The sequence below is a fragment of the Mesorhizobium monacense genome (assembly GCF_056781675.1).
Map to the genome: position 1 here is coordinate 5,316,486 of NZ_CM165567.1, position 18,191 is coordinate 5,334,676.

Genomic DNA, 18,191 nt, shown 5'->3' on the forward strand with positions numbered 1-18,191 from the left:
ATCAGTGAATGCTTCGCCTGGCGCTGAACTTCTCGTTCTTGGCCGTCTGGTCCAGGCCCAGATTTCGTTCGGCTTCGCGTGCTTTGTCGGCTGGCGTCGGGGCGCTCCTGGCGACCATGACGAAGACCAGCAGAAAGTAGCCAAGCTGAATGATGACGGCGCAAGCGATGGCACGCAGCAGCGTCATGCCCAGCGAAGCGCCATCGAAATAGGACCACGCGACCACGATCGCGATGGCGAAAACCATTCCTATGATGAATTTTGGTAGTGACATGCCCGTCGTCCCGTCAACCGACGCGAGCATGCAAAAGCGACGACTTACCCACCCGAGTATCTCCCCATGCGCCACGTGAGCTTATTCTGATGCCCACTTTCGACCGGTTGCTTCCGGCCTTTCCAAACCTATCCAAACTCTAGCAGGAACAATTTGCGACTTCTATTAAGGCGTGAAACTGTCGGCAAGGCCAACCGCAAATAATTTTGAGCGGGCCGACGGGATCGACTCTGTCATGCTGCGACGCACACACAGGTACCATAGCGATTAGCAGGAAATGGATTCTGCCGCAGTAAAAGCTACAATGTTAATTAGTATTTTATGCACATAACCCAGGTCATTCGGCGAATCTTAAGCAATTTAGTGCTCTGCGCTTTGCCGCGAAGAACGATTTGCCCAAAATCGGCCCCAAAAAAGCACTACATTTTCGGCACTTGCTCATAAATTGTCACAAACGTGCCACAAAGGCGAATTTTTGGGCAGAGCGCGTTTATTATTTAGTCAATTCATGACGTGACTATTTCACCGTGATGGGAAATTGTGTGTTGCGCTGCAGCATTTTTTTGATATCGTGCCGTAAACCATTCGTTCAACGTATGGAGCTTTAAGCATGAGGGACGTCGCCAAGTCGGCCAATGCGGGGTTTTCGCAGGTCGGCATTGATTTTCCGCCACCCATCGGCGGCCTGCTCAAACGCAGTTTCGATATTGTCGGCTCACTGGTCGGCCTGGTACTACTCAGCCCGCTGTTCGTGATGGTGGCCCTTCTGGTCAAGCTGTCGGACGGCGGCACGATCTTCTATGGCCACAAACGTATCGGCCGCGGCGGCCGGGTATTCCCCTGCCTCAAGTTCCGCACCATGGTCCCGGACGGCGAGCGCGTGCTTGCTGCTTACCTTGCCGCCAATCCGGAAGCGAATGCCGAATGGATTGCGACGCGCAAGCTGAAGAACGACCCGCGTGTCACCCGCGTCGGCGCGGTGCTGAGGAAGCTCAGCCTCGATGAGCTGCCGCAGATCATCAACATCCTGCAGGGCGACATGAGCCTCGTCGGACCTCGTCCCGTCGTGCGCGACGAACTGGAGATCTACGGCAGCGCCGCCGTCTACTATCTGAAGTCGCGCCCCGGCCTGACCGGGCTGTGGCAGGTCAGCGGCCGCAACGACGTCTCCTATGACACCCGCGTGGCGTTCGATCGCCACTATGTCGAGAACTGGTCGTTGTTCGAGGACGTTCGCATCATCGTCAAGACCGTGCCTGCGGTGTGGATGTCGCGCGGCTCCTACTAGAGTCAGTCTCGCACGGCCGGTCTTGCACCGAGGCGGCCGCCTTCGGCCAGCAGCGAACTCATCGGGCGGTGGGGGCAAAGCGGATCGGAAACGTTCAGTTGAAAACAGACATCGTCGGACTTCTTCGCAGCAGATCCACGGCGCCGGTACGGCTCATCGCAGCCTGCCTGGCGCTCTCGCTTTCGGTCCCGGCCATGGCCGGCGACTACCAGCTTGGACCGCAGGACAAGCTCAACATCCGCATCGCGGAATGGCAGACCGTCGAAGGCACGTTCCGTGACTGGTCGGCGGTCAACGGAGACTATTCGGTCGGCCCCGGCGGAACACTCTCTGTGCCTTTCGCAGGCGAATTGCCCGCCGCCGGCAAGACCACCGCCGAGATCGCGGCGACGATCAGCGAAGCCCTGCAGCGTAAGCTGGCGCTTGCGGACAAGCCGGAAGCATCCGTGGAAATGGTGCAGTTCCGGCCGTTCTACATTTCGGGCGAAGTGCAGTCGCCTGGTCAGTTTCCTTACGTCCCAGAGCTGACAGTGCTCAAGGCGATCAGCGTTGCCGGCGGCATCCGCCGCAATAGCGATCTCGGCTCCCAGCTCGGTAAGGACCTGGTCACCGCCAAGGGCAACTTTGACATTTACGACGACCAGCGGGTTCGGCTGGTGGTCAAACGCGCCCGCATCGATGCCGATCTGGCCGGCAAGACGACTTTCGACGCGCCGAAGGAGGTCGAGGGCGATCCGCGGTTGCAGGCCATCGTCGCCGACGAGATGACGATCCTCACCTCCGACCAGAAGGCTCTGAAGCTGAAGCTGCAGGCGCTCGACGAGCTGAAGAGCGTTTTGCAGTCTGAAATCGAATCGCTGCAGCAGAAGATCGTGAACCAGCAGAAGCAGGTCGATCTGGCGCAGAAACAGCTCAGCAACATTGGTCCGCTGGCTCAAAAGGGTCTGGTCAACAATTCGCGACTGCTGGATTCGCAGCAATCCGTCGCCGACCTGCAGGGCAAGATCCTGGACTACGAAACGGCCATCCTCACCGCCAAGCAGTCGATCAGCAAGGCGGCGCAGGATGCCATCGATGCCCAAAACACCTTGAGTTCGAAGCTCGCCGCCGACCGGCAGCAGACCGAAGCCGATCTGAACGAGGCTGCGCTCAGGGTGGGCATGCAAAAAGGCTTGATGGCCCAGGCAACGGATCCGGCAACGACGGCTGCTATCACAAGCGGCGAAGAACCGACCCTCCTCTATTCGCTGGTGCGCGTTGTCGACGGCAAGACAAGCGAGATCGCCGCCAAGGAGGACACGCCGGTGCTGCCGGGGGACGTGATCAAGGTCAAGCTGGCGCCGATGGCCAGCCAGTAGGCGTGACAATCGTCAGCCAGTAGGCATGACATAGTCAGCCACTAGGCATGACAATGGTCAGCCGGTAGGCAACGGCCCGGCGTCATCGATGCCGGCCGGCAGGAGTTGAGAAGGCAGCATCGAGTGCCGCCCAGCCGGGCGCAGGAGAGCCGCTGTAGACGTCGCGCAGCGATCCGCTGATGAAGGCCCCCATAATGCAGCCGGCACCCCGTCACGTGTACCTCAATCTCGACGCGATGCGCGGCGTGGCGGCGATCAGCGTGATGCTCTACCACTTCTCGCCATTCATCTCCGACGGCAAGGTGCTGCCGTCGAGCTACCTTGCGGTCGACCTGTTCTTCCTGCTCAGCGGCTTCGTCATCGCGCACGCCTATGACAGGAAGATCGAAACCGGAATGAGCATCGGCAGCTTCCTGCTGATCCGGCTGATCCGCCTCTATCCGCTCTACCTTGCCGGCACGCTGCTCGGCTTTTTCTATCTGGTGATCAAGAACAGGCTGATACCGGCCGAATATCTGCCGGTCTCCGACATTGCCGTCATGCTGACGACGGGCATGCTGTTCATTCCGCTGGTCGGCGATGCCTATCACACCATCTTTCCGCTCAATCCCGCCTCCTGGTCGCTGTTTTTCGAGCTGCTGGTGAACATTGCCTATGTGCTGCTGTTCTTCGTGCTGTCGAAAAGGCTGCTGGCGGTGCTGATCGCCGGCAGCCTGGCGTTGCTCATCCTTGCCGCGGTGCTGGCCGGCACGCTCGATTTCGGCATGACCGGACAGACCATCGCCAGCGGCCTGCCGCGCGTCACCTTCTCGTTCTTTCTGGGCGTGCTGCTTTGCCGGTCGATGGGGAGCATCCAGGGGAGTCTCGGGTTCCTGCAGAAAGGCTACTGGGTCGAGATGGCGATGGTCCTGACACTGGTGGTCTTTGCCATCGCGCCGACAGGCGCCGGCCGCGCGCCCTACGATCTCATCTGCGTCGTGCTGTTGTTTCCGCTCTTGGTCACGATTGGCGCCGTAGCGCCGACCCGTCCAGGCCTTGCCAGGGTCTACGGCTGGCTCGGGCGGATCTCCTACCCGATCTACATCATCCACACGCCGATGCTGATGATCATCGCGGGGGCGGGCAAGGCCGTCTCCATAGATCCGTTCGCCAACCATCCCTGGTTCGGCATCGTCATGGCGCTTGCGGTGATCGTCATCGCCGATATCGCAACCCGCCTCTATGACGAGCCGGTGCGGCGGTTCCTGCAACGGCAGATGCAGCGTTCGCGCGCCATCGCCTGAGCGTCGCGGCTGGCCCCTTAACCTATTGCGTGGATTCCGCCGCTTGCGGTTTTCGCTTCCTGGATGGCAATAGGCGACCGTTGCGGCCGCACCACCGGCACTTCGCGCAGCTTGAACAGGCTGTAATAGACGACGAACGAGGCCGCGAAATAAGGCCCGAGGATTTCGACCTCGAAGAAGGAGCGGAGCAGCATGAGGCCGACCGCGCCGGCAAGGACGACCGAATCGGCGCGCCAGTCGCGGAAGATCACGGACGATACGTGTCCATAGAAGGCGCGCAGGATGACCAACGCAATCAGCGTCACCCCGACAAAGCCGAGTTCGACCAAGGTCTCGATATAGGTGTTGTGGAAGTGGAAGCCGGTGCGGGTCGTGATGTAGAACTCGGCCCACAGCCGTTCGGCCTCGGCGAAGCCCTGCACCCAATAGGCGGCATAGCCATAGCCGAGAACCGGAAATTGCTGGGCGGCCTCCCAGCCCTGTTCCCAGAGATAGGTTCGCCCGGTGAGCGTCGAATCCTTGCCGAAGATGCCGAGCACGAAATCCACAAGGCCAAGATTGAGCGCCGCCATGATCGCCCCGACCAGCGTGAAGGCGCCGACCGCGAACAGCACCCGCCTGTAGCGGCGTGACAGCACCTTGCTCATGCCAAGCAGGATAACGACCGCCAGCCCCGCCGGCAGCGACGCCACCGAGGTGGCGGAATGGGCGATGGCCAGCATGTAAAGCGACAGCAGGCCGATCGGCGCCGTCCAGACCAGGCTTGGCCAGCCGCGCCGGTAGAAGACGACAAAGACGAAGCAGAGATAGATGCCAAGCGAAGCGAAGAAGCCGACTTGGTTCTTGGAGCCGAAGGCACCAACGAAATTGGTGGTCCCATCGATGGTGTCGAGCGCATAGGCGCCGACATGCAGCGAATAGAGCAGGACGAAGAAGATCCCGATCAAGGAACCCACCACCAATGTGCGCACATTGACCGTGCGCGCGGCGACGTAGGCGCAGAGCACATGCGAGAAATACTGGAGCGACGCTCTCGCGGTCGTGCCGGGCGCATGCGACCAGAAGACCGAGAAGCAGACATAGGCGACAAACAGCAGCGGCAGCCAGGCGTCGGAGAGATGCCGCAAAAACCGCCGGTAATCGACAAGGATGAGCGGAAGCCAGACCGCGTAGTAGGCGAGGATGAGAACCTTGCCGAAATTGGTCGAGTAGGCGAAGGCAAAGATCGAAACGGCGACGGCGAAGGTGCCGTAGACGACACTCTTCTCCGGATCGATCAACAAGGATTTTGGAATCTTCATATCCCTACCGGATCTCTCATCCACTGAGCCTTGACGGCTGGGCCTGTCAAAGGCTGGTCCGGACCCCGATCTGGGCGCCCATTGTGCAGTGCAACATAACCTACCGTTCTATCGCCCCTCACTCAATGACAAATGTTGTCGCGGGCAAAACGGGAAGAACCTGCGCGCCATCCTGCAACAGGGGAATGGCGTTAATGCGGCGCGCTTGCCCCATAGGGCCGGAACCGACCCTGGGGCGGGCATTACCACAAAGCGCCGCCGGTGACCTGGATGTTTTCCATGGTGATGCCCCTGGCCGCGTCCGAGCATAGGAAGACGGCAAGTGCCGCAATCTCTTCCGGCTGCAGCATGCGCTGCTGCGGGTTGCCGCGCGCGATTTCGGCCATGGCTTCCTCTGGCGTGCGGCCCTTGCCTTCCCGCTCGACGACTTGCGCGACGTTGCGGCGCATCAGTTCGGTCTCCACCCAGGTCGGGCTGATCATGACGCAAGTGACGCCGTGCGGCGCGCCTTCCAGAGCCACGCAGCGGGTCAGGCCGAGCAGGCCGGCCTTCGAGGCGCAATAGGCCGGATTGTCCTTCCAGCCGACGGAGGCCGCGGTCGAGCCGATGTTGACGATGCGGCCCCAGCCGCGCCCGATCATGCCCGGCAGCACGGCGCGGGTGACGCGAAAGGCGCCGGTGAGGTTGGTGTCGACGATCTTGTCCCAGAGTTCGTCGGAATGACCGCAGACCGGCTGCTCGGCGGTGGTGCCGGCGGCATTGACGAGAATGTCGGCCGGCCCGATCGCGGCCTCCGCCTCGGCCACGAAGCGATTGCTGAGACCGCTGTCGCGCACGTCGAGATGCGCGGCGTGGACCCTTGTGCCATGCGCCGCCAGAGCCGAGCGCACCCGTTCGATCTCCTCGGCGCCAGGATAATAGGCGGCGTCGGTCCTGCCCGAGCCCGGCGCGGCGACGTAGGAGCCGACGGCGACATTGGCCCCGGCCCTGGCAAGCGCGGTGGCGATAGCGAAGCCCATGCCGGAGAAACCGCCCGTGATGATGGCGCCGCGGCCCGAGAGATTGGTCATCGAACTGGTCCTCCGCAATCACACCGCAAGGCAGCCCGCCATCGACAATCATATGGAGCCGGTGACGACCTGCGATCCATCCAAGGCCCGGCAACCGGCCTGGTCAAGGCTGCAGCGGCTGGCCAAGCCAATCGCGGTAGAAGCCCTCCAGATCCGGCTCGAAATCATGCACGATCGGATAGCCGGGTGCCGCGGCCTCGACCTCGTGCAGCGTGCCGCATTCAGGGCAGATGAACTCGCGGATCTCCATCCATTCTGGATCCGGCAGATCGCTGTTGGGGTAGATCTCGCGCAGCGTCTCTTCGGTGTTGCGAACATGGATCGCTGCTTTCAGCTTCCAGTTCTGGCGGTAGTCGCCGAAGGAATGGCCGCATTCGCATCGCGTTATCCGCTCATCGCCGCTCTGGCAGATGAACAGATGATCGCTGACCGGCAACAGGATCGGATCCTTCCAGGCGACACGATCCTGATGGACGGCGACCATCTTGAAGAAACGGTCCTCGTCCTTGTAGGCGCTCATGATGCGCCGTGTCTGCGGCCAAGGCAGTTGACCGCTAGCCAGATCGCGGATGATTTCCTTGCTGTATGAGGTCATGGCTTTGTTCCCGGCGTGAAGATCGATCTGGCGTCGACGTTCCAGAAGTCGCTGAAATCCCTGGTGAAGCGCGGCGATAGTTTGATCGCGCTGGCATACATTTTCTTCACCTCCAGGGCGAAGTCGGCCTTTTCGACGCGGCTGCGCTCGGCGGCGATCCAGTCCGCCACCGGTATGGCCTTGGCCAAACGCTCCTTGCGCATGGCGGCGCGGCGTTTGACGGTCGCGCCGATATCGGCGACCGGATAGCCCTCCCCATCGTCCTTCAGCACGATGCCGAAAACCTGGTCCGCCGCGTCGCGGGTGAGAAAGCCGTTCTCGACATCCCATGCCGTCTTGATCGGGTCGCGCTCCAGCACGTCGCCATAGCCACCGCCGCCATTGTAGGAATGGCTGAAAATGTCGCCTTCCTTGTGCGGGGCGCTGATGTAGGGGCCCTCGACCACGACATGGTCGCCGCCGATGTTCCTCTCATAGTCCGAGACATGCGGATCGGTGCCCGGCGCATGCGCCAGCGGTTCACCCCTGGCAGCCAGTTCATGGATGTTGGAATTGCGCACGGCGCGATGCTTCTGGCAGGTCGGCGCCGGATAGCCACCGCACATGCCGCCATTGTCGAGCACGCGCGAGGAGTGCTCCGACGTGTGCAACCTGAGATGCGAGGTCTTGTTGATCAGCCAGGTCGAGATGAACGAGCAGCCGCCGCGATATTTGCCGGCGCCGCCCGAGTTGGGGACGATCGAGCGGCCGATATAGACCATCGGCATCGACTGTTCCCAGACCTCGATGTTGCCCATGTCGGATTCCGGGTTCCAGCCGACATAGGCGGTGTCGAGCCCGTCCTTGATGGCGAGCGCGCCGGAGCCGGCGGCGGCGCATTCGAAATGCGCCATGCCGAACGGCGTGCCGTACTGGCTTTCGCCCCCCATCTCGATCATCGGGCTGTTGACCTGGCCGACAAAAGCTTCCTCGACATAGCCGCGCGCGACGAAGCTGCGCGACAGCAGCCGCTGGAACACGCCATAGGCCGGCAGCAGCAGCGCCCATGACGTTGCCGTCGCCACCATCTCGTTGTCGGGGTTCGTCCAGGTGCCATGCGGCAGTTTGAGTTCGGTCGCCATCCAGGCGCCGTCATTGACCAGGCCCTCAAAGTTCATGTGCTGCGTCAGCGTCACGAACATGCCGCCATCCATGCCGGCCGGCGTGCAGTTCATCGAATGGTAGCCCCATGGCTGGGTGCCCTCGAAGTCCATGGTGATCTTGCCGTCGGTGCCGATCTCCATCTCGATCGGGATGTTGTAGAGCCAGTCGGGATCGCCGAGCGGCTGGAAGCCCGGCTTGCCGGCGGTGACGTGGCCATAAAAAGTGTGGCCGCGATAGATGCCGGGCACGGTGAGTTGGCGCGTGCGGGCGAGTTGGGCGCGACGGCCTTCCTCGATGAACTCCTTCGACACTTTCATCCAGTAGTCGAGGCCGATTTCCGATATCAGCTGCTTGACGCTCTCGCGCATGTCGATGCAGGAGGCGACCTTGGCCTTCTCGTCCAGCACCCAGTAGATCGGCATGCGCAGATTGCGCTCGCAACGGATGACGTAGTCGCGGCGAATCTCGTCATTCTCACCGATCTTCTCGGCGCAGACGAACAGGCCTTCGGTGAAGCGCTCCTGCGCCAGGCAGACATCGCCGCCGGGCGTGATGCCACCGGCTTCCAGTTCGTGGCAGACCGCGCCGGCCCAGCCGACCAAAATGCCTTCATGGAAGATCGGCACCACGTCCATCACATCGGGCACCTGCACGGTGCCGATGAAGGCGTCGTTGTTGGCGAAGATGTCGCCTTCGCGGATGCGCGGGTTGTCCTCGTAGTTGTTCCTGATCATCCATTTGATGAAGCGGCTCATCGTGTGGATATGCACCATGATGCCGTTGGAGAGCGCGATGGCGTCGCCTTCGGGAGTATAGATCGCCACCACCATCTCGCCGACCTCGCGCACGCCGGGCGAGGCCGAGATGCGGCGCGCCATTTCGCGCGCCGAGACGCAATAGGCGCGCAGCTTGGTGTGCAGCGTCTCGAATTTCAGCGGATCCTGATTGCGCAGCGAGAGTTCGGTGATACCATCATAGCAGCCGGTCTCTTCCATCAATCGCTCGGAATCGAGCAGCCTTTCGCGAAGGCGCAGGGCAGAGGCAGGTTTGTCCAACATGGCGGTTGCCCTCTCAAGCATGGGAATAGTGAAGCAGCGTCCATTCATCGACGAAGACGCAGTCTCGCGGATGAACGACGAGCGTGGTGGCGGGGTGTTCGATGATGGCCGGGCCGATCACTTCATGGCCGGGCTGCAGCAGGTCCATCTCGTAGAGATTGGCCTTGTGCCAGCGCCCGGCGATATAAGCCTCGCGCACGCCCTTGTGGGCGGAGGCGGGATTTGAATTTCCCAGCGGACGTTTGAGCAGCACCGGCTTGACCTTGTCGGCAGTGGCGATCAACCCGAGTTCGGTGATGGTGAAGCCCGCCTCGCCATAGCGCGAAACGCGATGGTTGACCTTGGCGTAGACGGCCTCGAACTCGTCGAGAACCTTGCGCATGTCCTCGGCCGAGTTGACCTCGGCGAGCGGTGCCATGACTTCGACATCCTCGAGCTGGCCGGTGTAGCGCATCATCAGGAACGGCACGGTTTTGATCTTCTCGCGGGCATGGCCGTCGGCGATCATCTCGTCGACTGCCGCCCTGGTCAGGTCGTTCCAGACCGCCGTGACCTTCGACCCATAGCCCGCAAGCGTCGCTTCGTCGGCGCGCGAGGGGATGTCGTGCTGCGTCGACACCGAATGGCGGCGCATGAAATCGGCCGTCGTGCAGCCGAAAGCGGAGAAGGCGGCGGCAAACTGGAAGGTGATGATGTCCTTGAAGCCGATGCCGCGCGAGCAGCCGGCAAGGTGCAGCGGGCCCGAACCGCCATACGACAGCAGCGTGAACTCCGACGGGTGGATGCCTTGCCCGGAGATGACGCGCCGCAGCGCATTGTTGGCGTCGGCCTCGAGCATATCGATCATGCCTTCGGCCGCCTCCTCGACACCGACGCCGAGCACGCGGGCGCATTTCTCCTCAAAGGCTTGCCGAGCCTTCTCGACCTGCAGCACGACCTTGCCGCCGAGGAAGTAATGCGGGTTCAGCCGGCCGAGAATGGCGTCGCAATCGGCGATGGTCGGTTCGGTTCCGCCCCTGGCGAAGCAGATCGGGCCGGGATCGGAGCCGGCGCTTTCCGGTCCGAGCGAGACCTTTTTCGTCAGCGGATCGACCTTCAGGATCATGCCAGCGCCGGCGCCGATCGTGTCGAGATGCAGCGTCGGCACGTTGAGCTTGAAACGGTCCATCAGCGGCTCGTTCTCGATACGCGTCTGGCCACGGGTGATGACGCCCATGTCGAAGGAGGTGCCGCCCATGTCCGAGCAGATCAGCGAATCATTGCCGATCAGCTTGCCGACATAGGCAGCACCGAGGATGCCGCCGATCGGGCCGGAGATCATGGTTTCGTGCAGGCGCGGATGGTTGATCGAGGTCAGGCCGCCGAAGGAAAGCAGCGTCTGCACGCCATATTTGAAGCCGTATTTCTTGGAGACGTCCTCGATGCCCTTGAGCTGCTTGCGGCCGCGCGAGGTGGCGTAGGCCTCGATCAGCACCGAGTTCAGGCGCGATTGCTCGCGGATGACCGGCCGCACCTCGTGGCTGGTGTAGACGAGGATGTCGGCGCCGGCGGCGGCGATCTCGTCGCGGCAGATCTCGGCGATGCGCCTCTCGTGCGCCGGATTGACGTGCGAGAAGATGGTCATGATGCAGATCGCCTCGACCTTGTCTGCGATCAACTTTCTCGCGGCAGCGGAAACCTCGTGCTCATAGAGCGGCAGGACGATGTCGCCGAACTGGTCGATGCGTTCGGTGACGCCATGGGTGCGGCGGCGCGGCACCAGCGGATCGGGATGGTGATGCGTCACCGCGTGCAGCCGGTCGGCATAGGAATAGTCGGCCCAGGCCTGCAGGCCGCGACCCATGAGGATCATGTCCTCGAGGCCCTTGGTGGTGATCAGGCCGAGCCGGCGCCCGGTGCGCGACAACAGCGTGTTGAGCATGCCAGTGCCTGAATAGAGCACGACGTTGACACCCGAGAAGAGCGCCTCAAGCGAGATGCCCCAGGCGTCTGCCGCGTCCTCGGCCGAAGCAAGAAAGCCTTCGGCCTCGTTCTTCGGCGTGGTCGCCGACTTGCCGATCTTGAAGTGGCCGTCCTGATCGACAAGGATCGTGTCGGTCATGGTGCCGCCGGCGTCGATACCGATGACGATAGGATTGCCAACGATGGGCGGATTGCCAACGATGGGGCCGGCGGGATTTGGCTGGGTCACGGTCGCCTCGGGGTCTGGTCTAGGATGACGCAAGGCTAGATGCGATGGGCGGCCTTGCGCCATATGCCAAAAGACACAATGACGGCCGGGCTGATTATGGCCGAGAAGAGGGCATGCGCATGGGCAATATCTGGGCGCCGCTGGCCAGGGCGATCGCCGCCACCGGTACGGACCGGCATGTCGACTGCCTGATCGACCTGATCGGCACCGACATCGCGCATGATCTCGTCACCGTCACCCGCTATTCGGCGACGAAGACGCCCGAATTCGTCAAGCACCGGCGGTTTTCGGACGAGATGGTCCGGCGCTATCTCGCCAGCTACTACGTGTTCGACCCCTTCTACGCCTCATGGCGGCAGGAGCGGCGGCTTGGCATCATGCCTTTGAAGCGGTTCGCCGACGACCGGGCCAAGCGCGGCCAATACATAGCCGGCTTCCTAGCGCAGTCGGAAATCTGCGACGAGGTCGGCATATTGCTTGCCGATGGCGGCGACTGGTGCCTCGGCATCTTCCTCGACCGCTCGACGACGTCGTTCAGGGACAGTGAAATCGCTCAATTGCAGCAACGGCTGCCGGTGTTCGAGGTGCTACATGCGCTCGACATCAGGGCGCGTGGCGCCGACTTCTCCCGCACATCGGCGCCGACCGGCCCCGGTGCCTCGCCGCAACAGAAGCCAAGCATTCCGGCGAGCCTGTGGCCGGAGCTGTCGCTGCGCGAGCGGGAACTCGTCCAGCTGATCCTGGCCGGCCACCCCACCGCGAACATCGCGGAGCGTCTCGGCATCACCGTCGGCACGGTCAAGAACCATCGCCGCCGCATCTATGAGAAGCTCGACATCACCACCGAGCGGGAGCTGTTCCTGCAGTTCTTCCAACACCGGACAGAGAACGCGTAGCCGGGATATCGCGCCTGTCGTCGCGCCGTTGCTGCCTCCCGTGAGATGAATACAATGGGCGAAACGTTGCCCGCGCAGGCTATGTTGGCAGCAAAGGCGGATACGCAGCTGGAGAGAACGGATGGGCAAACCGCGAATCTTCCTGGGCTCGTCGGGAAAGCAGAAGAAACTGCTGGACGCTCTGACACGTGGTCTTGAAGAGATCGCGCAAGTCGAGCCCTGGACGACCTCCTTCAGCCCTGGCACGACCACACTGGGGCGCCTCATCGAGCTTACCCGCGAGGTCGACTTCGCCGCTTTTGTGTTCGCACAGGACGACTGGACGAGCGCGAGCCAGCCGGAATCGTCCCCTTCGGTATCGGCTCAAGCTTCTCCCCGAGACAATGTGGTTTTCGAAGCCGGCCTTTTCGGCGGAGTCCTCGGGATGCGCCGAACGTTTATCCTCCATGCGAACGGCGCCAAGCTTCCCAGCGATCTGCTCGGCCTGACCTCGGTACGGTACGGCGAGGCAGCCACCGCTGCCGAGATGAGAGCGATCAATCAAAAATTGCGGAACGCAATCGAAAATGAGGGCCACGTCGCCCGCATAGAGGGGCTTTGGTGGCAGTTTTCCCTGTCGGAGCGCACCGCGAAGGAGCCGTCCGCCGTGAGCCTGCTGCGCATCTCGCGAAACCGCGACGGTGCGCTGGAGCTGACGGGTCGCTCATGGCAGGAGAATGGCAGCCTGTCGGCCAGGTACTGGAGCGAAGCGCTGAAAGAGAAGAGGGAGCCTTCCGGCATCTTCTACTATTGGAACGGAGAACGGCCCCTGGATGCGAACGCGCCGCAGCTGCATGGGACAGGCGAGATCCGGCTGGAAACCGCCGATCGCGCGTCGGGCTATTTCACGACGCGCGCGGACACGCAGCCAGAACTGAATGCACGCACCTCCGGCGTCTATTTGCGCGCCGATGCCGAGGACTTGGCGATCCTGGACGGGCGCGACAATCAGCGGCGGGTGGAGTTGATCGCAGAGCAGCTGAGCCATTGGCAATCGATCAAGAACGGCTGACAGCGTGCAACTCCTGGCCTACCAAGATCCCCACCGGCGGCTCCAATCCCGCCTTGAACTTGGCGGACGTTGACTTCACATTCGCCGCCGATCGGGAGGAGTGCCGCATGTCGATGCGTTTCGCAGGACGGTTTGCCGGACGATCAGCCGTGATCACCGGCGGCGCCTCAGGCATCGGCCTGGAGGTGGCGCAAAGGATCGTCGCCGAAGGCGGGCGCGTCTCGGTCTGGGACCGCGAACCGGGCCAGATCGAAAAGGCCATGGCCGCGACCCCGGGCCTGGATGGGGTAATCCTCGACGTCGCCGATGCCGAGGCTGTCGGGCGTGCCGCGCAAGAGACGATCAACGCCCTCGGCGCCGTCGACATCCTAGTCACAAGTGCCGCCATCACCGGTCCGAACATGACGGCCTGGGACTATTCGGTTGAGGACTGGCGCCGGGTCATCGACATCAACCTCAACGGTGTCTTCTACTGCAACAAGGCACTGGTGCCGCATATGCTCGAGCGCGACTATGGCAGGATCGTCAACATCGCTTCGATCGCCGGCAAGGAGGGCAATCCCAACGCCTCGGCCTACAGCACATCCAAGGCGGGAGTGATCGGGCTGACCAAGTCGCTGGGCAAGGAACTGGCCAAGACCAAGGTGACGGTGAATTGCGTCACGCCGGCGGCGGTGCGCACGGCGATCTTCAACCAGATGAGCCAGCAGCATATCGACTTCATGCTGTCGAAGATCCCGATGTCGCGATTCGGCGAGGTCGAGGAGGTGGCGGCGCTGATCACCTGGATCGCTTCCGAGGAATGCTCCTTTACCACCGGCGGTGTTTTCGACGTTTCCGGCGGCCGCGCCACCTATTGAGGCGAGCCGGAGCCGCATATGGGTTGCATGCCCGCATTTTCCCGTGGCTATATCGCAATCTGTTTGCCGATGCGGCGATTATGACGCGCGTCGTTACTTGTTTTTGCGCGATTCCGGACGGAAAACCGTGCACACTTTTCCTGGAATTGCTCTCACGCAGACAAGGCGTTGGGTCGGAGTTGGAAGACCTTGCAGTATCATCCCCACACCCGCTTCGGACGACCGGCTCGGGCGGATGCGCAGGCCGCATCGGCATCCGCTCCCGGACAGGAGCAGCGAACCCTGGTGGTCTGCATCGATCCGGCCTTTCCGCCTATATCGGGGAGCGATCTCAGGAATTTCCGCAACGCCATGGTGGCAGCCGAACTCGGGCCGGTCTGTCTTGTCTCGGTCAAGCCGCAGGCCGATCCGCAGCAACCACTAGCCGCCGATATCCGCATAGCCGCATTGGCCGTCGACGGAGACGCGCGCACGCGGTCGCTGGGATGGTGGAGGGTCAAAGGCGAGACCCGGATTCCGCGCCTGGCGCTGGCGCGGCTCGAGGCGCTGGTTCGCGAATTTCGCCCCGACACGATCCTGGTCGAGGGTATTCCGCTGTTCAGGCTTCTCAGGCCGTTGAGGCCGTTGGCCGGACAGCTCATCCTCGATATGCACAATGTCGAATCGGACCTCGCTGGGCAGTTTCACCCAGCCCAGCGCTCCGGCGCACCCGATGTCAGGCGCCTCGAAAGAAAGGCGGCCGCGATCGTCGACAGGATCTGGGTCTGCTCGCGCCTCGACCGCGAGAAATTCAAGGCGCTCGTCTCGAGCACAGTGCCGGTGGATATCGTTGCGAACGGTATCCCAAGGGCCGAGGACATACCCAAGGCGCTGAGGGGAGCCCCTTCCGGCGGCTTTCCGTCCATTCTGCTCGTCGGCCATCTTGGATACGAACCGAACATCGATGCCGCCCAACGGCTGGCCCGCGACATCCTGCCACGCATCCGGCGGGAGCTGCCGACGGCGAGGCTTACCCTTGCCGGCCGCTCGCCCACCCCGTCCGTGCAGGCCCTGGCAAGGCTGGACGGCGTCACGCTGCTCGAGAACCCTGACGATGTGAGGCCGCTGCTGTCGGCCGCGCATCTCAGCATCGTTCCGCTGTCCATGGGCGGCGGCACACGCATCAAGATCCTCGAGGCGATGGCCTGGGGCGTGCCCGTCATTGCCACGCCGCTGGCGGCCGAAGGGCTGGATCTGGTCGAAAACGAAGAGGTGCTGCTGGCAGGTTCGGATGAAGAACTGGCGGCGATGGCGATCGCTCTCTGCGCGGATCCCGCTCGCATGGCCCGGCAGCGCGCCCACGCCCATGAAGCGGTTTGGTCGAGGTTCGGGCCGCAAGCCATACGCGATGCCGTCCGCAGCGGCCTCGGACTGGCCGATCAAGATGCGTGACGCGTTTAGAGCGGTCATCGTTTCACGGAAACGCCGAACCGCTCTATGTCTTTGTTTTGACGCAATTCCGGACGGAAAACCGTTTCACACTTTTCCTGGAATTGCTCAAGCTGTGCCCAGTCAGCGATTGATGAGCCGCCGATGATCCCGCGGATCCTGCACCAGACGTGGAAGACCGACGCCGTCCCTGCCCGTTTCCAAGCCTATGTCGAGAGCTGGAAGCGGCATCATCCCGACTGGACGATGATGTTCTGGAGCGATCGGATGCTGCTCGAATTCGTCGCCGAGCACTATCCGGATTTCCTGCCGACCTTTTGCAGCTACTCGCACGGCGTGCTGCGCGCCGATGCGGGGCGCTATCTGCTGCTCTACCATTTCGGCGGCGTCTATGCCGACATCGACTGCGAATGCGTGGCGCCTTTCGATCCCGTGATGAGCGAAGACCGGATCGTGCTTTGCAAGGAGCCGGACACGCACGCGCTGGTGCAGGCGGACTTTCGCGGGCTGCCCTATCTTTTGTTCAATGGAACGATGGCCAGCCCGCCCCGGCATCCATTCTGGCTCGAGATCCTGTCGATGCTGCCCGGACTGGCCCATGCCAAACAGGCGATCGATGCGACCGGCCCTTGCCTGCTGACCTCGGCGCAGCTCGGCTATCGCGACCAGACGGCGTTCGCCGTCCATTCGCCCGCCTTGTTCACGCCCCTCGACTCGTCAGGGCGCAAGGACAGCGGCGGCGGGCAGACGCTGTCGATCCATCACTGGGCCGGCACATGGTGGACGCCCGAACCTCCGCCGCGTTTGCTGGATCGGATCCGCACCCTCGCCTACCGGTCCTGGCGCCAGCTGACGCGCGGCGAACATCTGGATGAAGCAACAGCCAAGCGCTGCGTCAGCCATGCGGCCCTTTCGGCGCCGCCGCCAACTGGCCCAAACATCGCCATCCTAGTGCCGCTTCGCGACGCTGCCGATCATATCCAGCCGTTCCTCGACGTCTTGAAGCAGCTCGACTACCCAAAGAACAGGATCAAGCTCGTCTTCTGCGAGGGCGACAGCTCGGATGGAAGCTGGGACCGGCTGCAGGCGGCGGTGGCGCCGCTGGCTGGGCATATCGCGGCATCGTGCTGCTGCAAAAACAGCTCGGTGGTGCCAGCTTTGACCGCGCCAAGCGAGCGATGCCGCGGCTGCAGCGGAGCCGACGCGGCAATATCGCCAAGGTCCGCAATCACCTCATCGATCACGGGTTGGACACCGCCGACGACTGGGCGCTGTGGATCGACATCGACGTCTGGCAATTCCCACCCGACATTGTAAGCCGGCTTATCAGAGCCGGGCATCGCATCGCGGTGCCCAATTGCGTGAAGATCACCGGCGGCGACAGTTTCGACCACAACAGCTTCGTCACAACCCGCCATACGAAGGACTATCGCTATTACCGCGCCATCCGCGACGGCCTTTACCAGCCTGCCACCGGTGCGCCAGGGCGGCTGCTTCTCAGCGACGTCCGGCACCTCGAGAAGATCGGCCTGGACGGCGTCGGCGGAACCGTGCTGCTGGTCGATGCCGCACTGCATCGCGGCGGTCTTCGGTTTCCGGAAATTCCCTACCGGGACCTGATCGAAACCGAAGGCTTTGGCGCCCTTGCCAACGATCTGGGCATCAGGCCGCTCGGCCTTCCCAAGCTCGAGATCCTGCATGTGCCGTGGTGAGCCAGCGGTGCCGTCTCCGCCCGACTCTTTGTTTTGCGCAATTCCGGACGGAAAACCGCTACGCTTTTCCTCGAATTGCTCTTGCCTCAGTCGTGCAGCTCCCGCGAGATCGGCGGGCCAATCGAGAAATCAACGAAGGTGACCGCAAAACCTTCGCGCTGCGGCGAACAGCACATCATGCCGACATCGACCGACTTCGAGGGCGGGAAATAGGCTATTCGTACCGGCTTCCATTGGCCATCTGAAGCGTCCAGATACTGGACGCGGATGGCTTCGGCGTGGCGGGTCAGGCGGATCCTGACACCGTTCAGGTCGGCCGGGATGCTGACCAGCGACCAGTCGGAGGTGTCGTTGGTGACGACGACGGAGAAATAGCCCAGCCCGTCGGTGTATTCGATGCCGGCCTTGATCCAGTGCGTTTCGCTGAGCCGGACCATCAGTCCGGCCTGGTCGTAGAGCACCTGGTAGTCACCCTTGACCGTGACCTCGGCGCTGAAATCGCCCGCAACCGGGCGATACAGAAAATGGCCGTTATCGCGCCGGAAGCCGTAGAAGGTCTCGCGCCAAAAATCGGTTTCCTTGCCGGTGCGCACATGCACGGCATTGTCGTCGAATTCATGATGCGGCGGCGGGTTGAGCCAGGTCAGGTCCGCATTGCCGGATGTCATTGGCTCACCCGTTGA

Annotated in this window: 15 protein-coding genes and 1 pseudogene; 9 read left to right on the top strand and 7 right to left on the bottom strand. The window is 62.5% G+C overall.

All coding sequences use genetic code 11. From position 1 onward, the window contains the following. Position 1: 1 nt before the first annotated feature. Positions 2–274 carry an exopolysaccharide production repressor protein gene (locus tag AC1RUK_RS25445; RefSeq protein ID WP_481838447.1) on the bottom strand — a complete coding sequence of 91 codons (273 nt, stop codon included), beginning with the start codon at positions 272–274 and terminating at the stop codon, positions 2–4. 610 nt (positions 275–884) lie between these two features. Here AC1RUK_RS25445 and AC1RUK_RS25450 point away from each other — a divergent pair. The 3 genes from AC1RUK_RS25450 to AC1RUK_RS25460 all read left to right on the top strand — a co-directional run bounded on the left by AC1RUK_RS25450 (position 885) and on the right by AC1RUK_RS25460 (position 4,203). Then, positions 885–1,562 carry a sugar transferase gene (locus tag AC1RUK_RS25450; RefSeq protein WP_404275008.1) on the top strand — a complete coding sequence of 226 codons (678 nt, stop codon included), beginning with the start codon at positions 885–887 and terminating at the stop codon, positions 1,560–1,562. Between the two features lie 194 nt (positions 1,563–1,756). Continuing rightward, positions 1,757–2,920 carry a polysaccharide biosynthesis/export family protein gene (locus tag AC1RUK_RS25455; RefSeq protein ID WP_481839395.1) on the top strand — a complete coding sequence of 388 codons (1,164 nt, stop codon included), beginning with the start codon at positions 1,757–1,759 and terminating at the stop codon, positions 2,918–2,920. A 179-nt stretch (positions 2,921–3,099) separates the two neighbouring features. Further along, positions 3,100–4,203: an acyltransferase family protein gene (locus tag AC1RUK_RS25460; protein ID WP_481838446.1), complete on the top strand. Its 1,104-nt coding sequence runs from the start codon at positions 3,100–3,102 to the stop codon at positions 4,201–4,203. Between the two features lie 17 nt (positions 4,204–4,220). Here the strand turns inward: AC1RUK_RS25460 and AC1RUK_RS25465 are convergent, their stop codons facing one another. The 5 genes from AC1RUK_RS25465 to AC1RUK_RS25485 form a co-directional block, all read right to left on the bottom strand. Then, on the bottom strand, positions 4,221–5,504 hold the full coding sequence (locus AC1RUK_RS25465) for an O-antigen ligase family protein (protein WP_481838445.1): 1,284 nt from the start codon (positions 5,502–5,504) through the stop codon (positions 4,221–4,223). A gap of 242 nt (positions 5,505–5,746) precedes the next feature. Further along, positions 5,747–6,574: an SDR family NAD(P)-dependent oxidoreductase gene (locus AC1RUK_RS25470; protein ID WP_481838444.1), complete on the bottom strand. Its 828-nt coding sequence runs from the start codon at positions 6,572–6,574 to the stop codon at positions 5,747–5,749. 103 nt (positions 6,575–6,677) lie between these two features. After that, positions 6,678–7,169, bottom strand: coding sequence for an acetone carboxylase subunit gamma (locus AC1RUK_RS25475; RefSeq protein ID WP_481838443.1), 492 nt, complete (start codon positions 7,167–7,169; stop codon positions 6,678–6,680). Then, positions 7,166–9,370: a hydantoinase B/oxoprolinase family protein gene (locus tag AC1RUK_RS25480; protein WP_481838442.1), complete on the bottom strand. Its 2,205-nt coding sequence runs from the start codon at positions 9,368–9,370 to the stop codon at positions 7,166–7,168. Before AC1RUK_RS25480 ends, AC1RUK_RS25475 begins: the two co-directional genes overlap by 4 nt. Before the next feature lie 13 nt (positions 9,371–9,383). Further along, a complete protein-coding gene (locus tag AC1RUK_RS25485) occupies positions 9,384–11,471 on the bottom strand; it encodes a hydantoinase/oxoprolinase family protein (protein WP_481839394.1) in 2,088 nt (695 codons plus the stop codon). Between the two features lie 203 nt (positions 11,472–11,674). Between AC1RUK_RS25485 and AC1RUK_RS25490 the strand changes: the two genes are divergently transcribed. The 6 genes and pseudogenes from AC1RUK_RS25490 to AC1RUK_RS25515 all read left to right on the top strand — a co-directional run bounded on the left by AC1RUK_RS25490 (position 11,675) and on the right by AC1RUK_RS25515 (position 17,508). Continuing rightward, positions 11,675–12,457 carry a helix-turn-helix transcriptional regulator gene (locus AC1RUK_RS25490; RefSeq protein ID WP_481838441.1) on the top strand — a complete coding sequence of 261 codons (783 nt, stop codon included), beginning with the start codon at positions 11,675–11,677 and terminating at the stop codon, positions 12,455–12,457. Positions 12,458–12,578: 121 nt separating this feature from the next. After that, positions 12,579–13,508 carry a TIR domain-containing protein gene (locus AC1RUK_RS25495; protein ID WP_436170474.1) on the top strand — a complete coding sequence of 310 codons (930 nt, stop codon included), beginning with the start codon at positions 12,579–12,581 and terminating at the stop codon, positions 13,506–13,508. Positions 13,509–13,615: 107 nt separating this feature from the next. Beyond that, on the top strand, positions 13,616–14,368 hold the full coding sequence (locus AC1RUK_RS25500; RefSeq protein WP_481838440.1) for an SDR family NAD(P)-dependent oxidoreductase: 753 nt from the start codon (positions 13,616–13,618) through the stop codon (positions 14,366–14,368). Positions 14,369–14,557: 189 nt separating this feature from the next. Beyond that, a complete protein-coding gene (locus AC1RUK_RS25505; RefSeq protein WP_481838439.1) occupies positions 14,558–15,799 on the top strand; it encodes a glycosyltransferase in 1,242 nt (413 codons plus the stop codon). 246 nt (positions 15,800–16,045) lie between these two features. Beyond that, positions 16,046–16,186: pseudogene (locus tag AC1RUK_RS25510) on the top strand (glycosyltransferase); the annotation flags it as partial. A gap of 734 nt (positions 16,187–16,920) precedes the next feature. Beyond that, on the top strand, positions 16,921–17,508 hold the full coding sequence (locus AC1RUK_RS25515) for a glycosyltransferase family protein (protein WP_481838438.1): 588 nt from the start codon (positions 16,921–16,923) through the stop codon (positions 17,506–17,508). Positions 17,509–17,594: 86 nt separating this feature from the next. Here the strand turns inward: AC1RUK_RS25515 and AC1RUK_RS25520 are convergent, their stop codons facing one another. Then, positions 17,595–18,176 (bottom strand): DUF1349 domain-containing protein, encoded by a 582-nt coding sequence (locus tag AC1RUK_RS25520; RefSeq protein ID WP_481838437.1) that lies wholly within the window; start codon positions 18,174–18,176, stop codon positions 17,595–17,597. Positions 18,177–18,191: the final 15 nt, after the last annotated feature.

Excerpts from the sequence above, each read along its gene's own strand:
- AC1RUK_RS25445 (WP_481838447.1), bottom strand. The coding sequence starts at position 274 with ATGTCACTACCAAAATTCATCATAGGAATGGTTTTCGCCATCGCGATC.
- AC1RUK_RS25450 (WP_404275008.1), top strand. The coding sequence starts at position 885 with ATGAGGGACGTCGCCAAGTCGGCCAATGCGGGGTTTTCGCAGGTCGGC.
- AC1RUK_RS25455 (WP_481839395.1), top strand. The coding sequence starts at position 1,757 with ATGGCCGGCGACTACCAGCTTGGACCGCAGGACAAGCTCAACATCCGC.
- AC1RUK_RS25460 (WP_481838446.1), top strand. The coding sequence starts at position 3,100 with ATGAAGGCCCCCATAATGCAGCCGGCACCCCGTCACGTGTACCTCAAT.
- AC1RUK_RS25465 (WP_481838445.1), bottom strand. The coding sequence starts at position 5,504 with ATGAAGATTCCAAAATCCTTGTTGATCGATCCGGAGAAGAGTGTCGTC.
- AC1RUK_RS25470 (WP_481838444.1), bottom strand. The coding sequence starts at position 6,574 with ATGACCAATCTCTCGGGCCGCGGCGCCATCATCACGGGCGGTTTCTCC.
- AC1RUK_RS25475 (WP_481838443.1), bottom strand. The coding sequence starts at position 7,169 with ATGACCTCATACAGCAAGGAAATCATCCGCGATCTGGCTAGCGGTCAA.
- AC1RUK_RS25480 (WP_481838442.1), bottom strand. The coding sequence starts at position 9,370 with ATGTTGGACAAACCTGCCTCTGCCCTGCGCCTTCGCGAAAGGCTGCTC.
- AC1RUK_RS25485 (WP_481839394.1), bottom strand. The coding sequence starts at position 11,471 with ATGACCGACACGATCCTTGTCGATCAGGACGGCCACTTCAAGATCGGC.
- AC1RUK_RS25490 (WP_481838441.1), top strand. The coding sequence starts at position 11,675 with ATGCGCATGGGCAATATCTGGGCGCCGCTGGCCAGGGCGATCGCCGCC.
- AC1RUK_RS25495 (WP_436170474.1), top strand. The coding sequence starts at position 12,579 with ATGGGCAAACCGCGAATCTTCCTGGGCTCGTCGGGAAAGCAGAAGAAA.
- AC1RUK_RS25500 (WP_481838440.1), top strand. The coding sequence starts at position 13,616 with ATGTCGATGCGTTTCGCAGGACGGTTTGCCGGACGATCAGCCGTGATC.
- AC1RUK_RS25520 (WP_481838437.1), bottom strand. The coding sequence starts at position 18,176 with ATGACATCCGGCAATGCGGACCTGACCTGGCTCAACCCGCCGCCGCAT.